At 62.3% G+C, this 3,597-nt stretch carries 3 protein-coding genes and 1 pseudogene; 3 read left to right on the top strand and 1 reads right to left on the bottom strand.

Annotated elements, in window-relative coordinates; genetic code table 11:
* Positions 1-78: 78 nt before the first annotated feature.
* On the bottom strand, positions 79-966 hold the full coding sequence (locus NUV89_RS28530) for a helix-turn-helix domain-containing protein (RefSeq protein WP_257783947.1): 888 nt from the start codon (positions 964-966) through the stop codon (positions 79-81).
* Between the two features lie 160 nt (positions 967-1,126).
* Here NUV89_RS28530 and NUV89_RS28525 point away from each other — a divergent pair.
* The 3 genes and pseudogenes from NUV89_RS28525 (at position 1,127) to NUV89_RS28515 (ending at position 3,510) form a co-directional block, all read left to right on the top strand.
* Positions 1,127-1,752 (top strand): annotated as a pseudogene (locus NUV89_RS28525) (hypothetical protein).
* Positions 1,749-3,044 carry an FAD-binding oxidoreductase gene (locus NUV89_RS28520; RefSeq protein WP_257783946.1) on the top strand — a complete coding sequence of 432 codons (1,296 nt, stop codon included), beginning with the start codon at positions 1,749-1,751 and terminating at the stop codon, positions 3,042-3,044. Before NUV89_RS28525 ends, NUV89_RS28520 begins: the two are co-directional and overlap by 4 nt.
* 55 nt (positions 3,045-3,099) lie before the next feature.
* On the top strand, positions 3,100-3,510 hold the full coding sequence (locus tag NUV89_RS28515) for an SRPBCC family protein (RefSeq protein WP_257783944.1): 411 nt from the start codon (positions 3,100-3,102) through the stop codon (positions 3,508-3,510).
* Positions 3,511-3,597 lie beyond the last annotated feature (87 nt).

The raw sequence follows: 3,597 nt of genomic DNA, 5'->3' as shown, positions 1-3,597 counted from the left end.
GCGGTGTATCAGACACAGATATTTTGGCTGACCCACCGCATTCGCGAGCAAGCCCGCTCCCACATTTTTAACCGAGTTTTAACAGTGGCGCTTCAGGGTTTCACTGGGCAGCTCTTTGAACAGTGCCCGGTAGCTGTTGGAAAACCGCCCCAAATGCCAAAACGACCAGTTCATCGCCACCTCCGCCACGGTGGTATCGCCGCCGCTCAACAACTCCCGCCGCGCCCCATTCAAGCGGCGCAACCTCAACCACTGCGCCGGGCTCATCCCGGTGTAGGTCTTGAAGCCTTGCTGCAACTGGCGCAACGGCACCCCGGCAATCTGCGCCAGTTCCAGCAGGTTGACGGTCTCGTCCGGTGTATCCGCCGCCCATTCCCCGATACGTGCCATCAAGCGGCGTGCTTCACTGCGTTTTTGCAGTGAGCTGCGGTCCAGGCCCACGCAGGCGTTATCGAGGATAAACAGGCAGTCGTCGAGCAGTTGCTGGGTGAGGCTGACGGGGTCGATCACGGTGGCCATTCGCGTCAGCGTGCCACTGAGCCAGCGGGTGAACAGGGCATTTTGCCGGCCGCTCAGCGGGGCCATGAACAGGCCTTCCAGCTTCGCCATATCCAAGCCCTGGCGCTGCACGAATTGCGGGCCGAACACCACGGCCACTTCGCGGTAGTTTTCCGGGGTGATCCAGGTGTTGCGGCTTTCGCCGTTGAGCAGGTACAGCGCGTTGTCGCTGCCATCGAAACAGAACGCCAACGAGCCCGGCGGCGCATTGAAATGCTGCTCCACCCGCGTGTTCATGCACTCTTCGTACACCTCTACGCCTTGCAGGTCGAGGTAGCGGATCTGCCCGGCAAAATGCCCCGGGGACATCTGCTGGTACTGCTGCACCCAACCGGGGGTGGCACTGCATTGGGCGGCTACATCACCGGTGGTGAAGGCCTGGACGCGAGAGGCGGTTGCCTGGGTCATGGGAGATCCGCGCGCACTCTATTGGTGCGCTGTGGTTCGTGCAAAGTGGATAGATGTCGATCTGTAGGAGGGCCAAGATAGACCTCCATGTGCCGGGAGTACAAGCCGGCGCACGTACCCTGCGGTCGAGCGTCTAAAAATCCATAAAAGGGGTGTCGATATGCGTCTTGTGAACACGCTTCTCCCGCTGGCCCTGGTGGCCGCCTTCAGCAGCACCAGCCAGGCGGCGCCGACGGTCAGTATCTACAACTGGACTGACTACATCGGCGATGCCACCTTGACCGACTTCCAGGCCAAGACCGGGATCAAGCCGATCTACGACGTGTTCGACTCCAACGAGACCCTGGAGGGCAAGCTGCTCGCCGGGCGCACCGGGTATGACGTGGTGGTGCCGTCCAACCACTTCCTCGCGCGCCAGGTGAAGGCCGGCGCGTTCCTCAAGCTGGACCGCGCGCAACTGCCCAACTTCAAGAACCTCGACCCCAAACTGCTGGCGCTGCTGGAGAAAAACGACCCGGGCAATGCCCACTCCGTGCCCTATTTGTGGGGCACCAACGGCATCGGCTACAACGTCGACCTGAGGTGATCGCCAAGGTCAGCGCCTCGGTGGGCTACGCCAACGCGAACCCGGCGGCCAAGGCCTTCATGGACCCGGAGCTGGTGAACAACCCCGAGGTGTACCCGTCCCAGGACGTGCTCGACAAACTCTACATCTCCACCACGCCGACCCCGGCGACCATGCGCCTGATGACCCGCGCCTGGAGCAAAGTGAAGACCAATAAATGATCCCAACCAGTGACCACGCCCCGTCGTACTACCGCGCTTCGGCGCATGCCATGCCCGAGCGCCCGGCGTTGGGCGGCGACCTGAGCGCCGATGTGTGCGTGATCGGCGGTGGATTCACCGGCGTGAACACCGCCATCGAGCTGGCCCAGCGCGGGCTCTCGGTGATCCTGCTGGAGGCCCGGCGCATTGGCTGGGGCGCCAGCGGGCGCAATGGCGGGCAGTTGATTCGCGGCATTGGCCACGATGTGTCGGGGTTCGCCAAGCACGTGGGCGAGGAGGGCGTGCGCTACCTGGAGCGGGCCGGGATCGAGTCGGTGGCGCTGGTGGGGGAGCGTATCCGCGAGCATGGCATCGACTGCGATTTGCGTTGGGGGGTTTGTGAACTGGCGAATACGTCGGCGCAATTCGCTGCATTCAAGGGGGAACAGGAACATCTGGCGGCGATGGGATATGCCCATGAAACCCGCCTCGTCGGTGCAGAGGATATGCCGCAGATCGTGGGTTCGACGGTGTATGCCGGCGGCCTGGTGGACATGGGCTCCGGCCATCTGCATCCACTGAACCTGGTATTGGGTGAAGCGCAGGTGGCTGAATCCCTGGGCGTGCGGATTTTCGAGCACACCGAAGTGCTGGAGCTGATCCATGGCGATACCGTGCAGGTGCGCTGCTCCGGTGGCACGGTGCGCGCCACTAGCCTGGTGCTGGCGTGCAATGCGCACCTTGAAGAACTGGAACCACGCTTGAGCGGCAAGGTGCTGCCAGCGGGCAGCTACATCATCGCCACCGAGCCGTTGCCGCAGGCATTAGCGAATGAACTGATCCCGCAGAACCTGGCGCTGTGCGACCAGAAAGTCGGCCTGGATTACTACCGCCTGTCTGCCGACCGCCGCCTGTTGTTTGGCGGCGCCTGTCATTATTCAGGGCGTGATCCGGCCGATATCGCCGCGTATATGCAGCCGAAAATGCTTAAGGTATTCCCGCAGTTGGCAGGCACCGCCATCGCCTTCCAGTGGGGCGGCAAGATCGGCATCACCGCCAACCGTTTCCCTCAGGTGGGGCGCTTGCAGCAGTACCCCAACGTGTTCTACGCCCAGGGTTACTCGGGTCACGGCTTGAACGTGACCCACTGGTGCGCACGCCTGTTGGCCGAGGCGATACATACCGGGCACAGCCAGGGCCTGGATATTTTCAGCCAGGTGCCGCACATGACGTTTCCCGGCGGCAAGGTGTTGCGCTCGCCGCTGCTGGCGTTGGGGATGTTGTGGTATCGGGTGCGGGAGTTGATGCATTGAAGCGCCGGGCGTGGCAGGCTGGGCGACGTTTCCCTATGACTTTTGGAGATTCAACGTGCCAACAGCATCCGCAGTAATTGAAATCCCGGTATCCGCCGACAAGGTCTGGGCATTGGTCGGCGGCTTCAACGACTTGCCGAAATGGCTGCCGCTGATCGCCAAGAGCGAGCCGAGTGAAGGCGGGCGCCTGCGTCACCTGACGACCGCCGACGGTGGCGAGATCGTCGAGCGTTTGCAGACCTTTGACAACGTGGCGCGCACCTACAGCTACACCATTGAGCAATCACCGTTTCCGGTGAGTGCCTACCTGGCGACGTTGCAGGTTGAAGCGTTGACGGATGCGTCGGCGAAGGTGACGTGGTCGGGAGTGTTCACGCCGGTGGAGAGTGTGACGGATGCGGCGGTGGAAGAGCTGTTTGCCGGGGTCTACAAAGGTGGGGTTGAGGCGTTGCGGGCGAATTTCTGACCTGATCTAACTGGCGCTGCAAGACCAATGTGGGAGCGGGCTTGCTCGCGAATGCGGTGTGTCAGCCAAGGATAATTTCACTGGTCC

Source organism: Pseudomonas sp. 18.1.10, assembly GCF_024655625.1.
Classification (GTDB): domain Bacteria; phylum Pseudomonadota; class Gammaproteobacteria; order Pseudomonadales; family Pseudomonadaceae; genus Aquipseudomonas.
This window is presented reverse-complemented; position numbering and strand designations above follow the sequence as displayed.

Bases quoted from the DNA above. Each gene is read 5' to 3' on its own strand.
- NUV89_RS28530 (WP_257783947.1), bottom strand. From the start codon at position 966: ATGACCCAGGCAACCGCCTCTCGCGTCCAGGCCTTCACCACCGGTGAT.
- NUV89_RS28520 (WP_257783946.1), top strand. From the start codon at position 1,749: ATGATCCCAACCAGTGACCACGCCCCGTCGTACTACCGCGCTTCGGCG.